We start from the raw sequence: 2,133 nt of genomic DNA, 5'->3' as shown, positions 1-2,133 counted from the left end.
ATTTGTTATAGTAGATGACTCTAATTATAGAGAGGAGTTAGTATGCTCATTAATCCAGAGGCAGTCGAGAAACTACGAGACGTCACCAGAATGGGATGGTACCCAGGAATCACTCACCGTCAAAGAAATGAGGCGATTCGGAGCTTCCTTGCTGAGGCAGGGCACTTACTGGATCGACAAGCTGAGTCTACAGTCAAACATGCGGTTGAGCGCTATTGTGCCGGAGAGCTTTCCTACGAGGACTATCAGGCGCTCATTGAGCAGGTGGGTACGGAAGAGGCGAAGCGAGGGGCGGCCCTCGCAGAGACCTTCGCCCGCAACCGTGTGTTTGAGCTGGCCCAATGCTTCCTGGACCAGGCGCAGGAGCACGCGCGCCAGCTCCAACTCATCGAAGCTAGAAAACAGCTGGAACAGGAGCAGCAGAAGACGGAGCGCCTGCTGCGTGACTTGATGCAGCAGCACACCGACGAGTTGCAGCGCTTTGCTCAGCAAATCAAGGAGGACCTGGCCAGCACTCATGAGGCGGCCAGGAACGATGTGCTCAGTACGCACCAAACGCTCCTCGAACAGACCCGGCAACAAGTGGATCGGATCATCCTCCAGTACTTGCAAGAGGAAAGGGAGCGACAGCAGCGGGAAATCCGCGAGCAAGAAGAGCAGCGACCGGCGAGAGAGGCCGTGCGAACGGCGATCGAGTGGGTGAGGCTCCAGGAAAAACGATACAGCCGTCATCAGTGGCGCCTCCGGGGGATGGTTGGGCTAGGCCTGGGGGTCTTTCTCGTGTTCCTGGTCTGGCTCTTCTTTGCTCCCCCACTCTGGATTGAGATCAGTACTTCCCTCATCGCTGTGGCCCTGCTAGTGAGTGCTGCGCTCTGGAAGAATCCGGTTCCCGAGGAGAGGCTAGCCGCCGCCAGGCGGGAGATCGCTCTCTATCAGGCCGGAGGCGGCGAGTATGCCCCGCTCTCAGAAGAGGAGCGGCGGGCCTTGCTATTGCTGCGCATTGCCTGAACGTCTGCAGCTGTGCACGCCTCTCGCAGCAGAGGGGAACCCCGGGCGTCTGGGAGAACTGAGGCCGCTGTGAACAGCCCGCGCGGCATCAGAGAAGGATTAGGAGCGCGAGCGAAGGGACGTGACCATGCTCTCCGCCTGCTCAGGAGAGGAAGGTATGAATTGCTTTCTCCTCCTGAGCAGGACCACCGGCGTCATAGGCTGCACCTTGCCAGCGATCACACCCACGTGATACAGGCTGCTCTGAGCTCCTCTTCTTGTCCCTTTGGATGCCTCTGCCCTGTATCTATGCTCCCAGCAGTGCATGCTCTTGCCATGATCAGGCTCACGATGGGCTTGCCTGCAAAGGAAAAATTGTCTTTTGCGCCTTTCTTTCCCAGGAAGCGATAGCCAATGTCGCGCACCGTTTGGAGAAAGAACGGGTGGGACGGAGCAGGTTCGAGTGAGGTGCGAAGCGATAGGGAGCCGCACAACAAGATGTTCTCCCGCCGCAGTTTGCTTGCTCCAGAAGGCCAAGGCCATCTCGCTACGCTGAAGCACGTTGCCGCATTTTCTGATCAGGAAGACTAACAGGTCGAACAGCGGGGTTGAGCGTTGGATCTTCTTCCCACTGCAGAAGACTCGCTGTCCGATGAGGCTGACCTGCAGATCAGCAAATGGTGAGCACCCGCGGTGAGTACCGACGTGGGAAGAGAGACAACAGGCCTGACAGCGCCGGAGCAGCGCTTTGAGCTAAGCGCGAACCAGCGGCCATCAGAGCGGAGCCGCCAGGGAGCTAGCTGCTCCTGCAGCTCACCGTCATTGAGTGGTCGGCGGGCACTGCTAGGCACTACTCCATTTCCAAGGACTTTCTCACCGGGCTAGAACCGGCGCTGTCCTTTCTCGAAAAGGCGTGCCTGGCTTACGCGGGGGGGCTAACGACTCTCTATTAACAGGCGGTTGCTGGGATGCAGGCGGGGAATTTCTGCGCCCTCTGGCTCTTGCTCATCGTTTACGGGGACGCAGGCCGGAGCCAGTCCTAGACAGACCGACACTGCCGGCGCCGGTGACTGCGCCTCGGGGGGGGAGCACATGCCTGTTGAGGCCTGAGTCAACCGTCACCAGGAGTCGTTCCAACTCGAGGAC

1 protein-coding gene is annotated in these 2,133 nt (G+C 59.0%); it reads left to right on the top strand.

Annotation, left to right across the window (positions count from 1 at the left end; genetic code table 11):
* Positions 1-42 precede the first annotated feature (42 nt).
* Positions 43-1,008, top strand: coding sequence for a hypothetical protein (locus IRZ24_RS19630; protein WP_297168274.1), 966 nt, complete (start codon positions 43-45; stop codon positions 1,006-1,008).
* The last annotated feature ends 1,125 nt before the right edge of the window (positions 1,009-2,133 follow it).

Origin of the sequence: Thermogemmatispora sp. (assembly GCF_019683755.1) — a bacterium.
GTDB lineage: Bacteria > Chloroflexota > Ktedonobacteria > Ktedonobacterales > Ktedonobacteraceae > Thermogemmatispora.
This window is presented reverse-complemented; position numbering and strand designations above follow the sequence as displayed.

Excerpts from the sequence above, each read along its gene's own strand:
- IRZ24_RS19630 (WP_297168274.1), top strand. The coding sequence starts at position 43 with ATGCTCATTAATCCAGAGGCAGTCGAGAAACTACGAGACGTCACCAGA.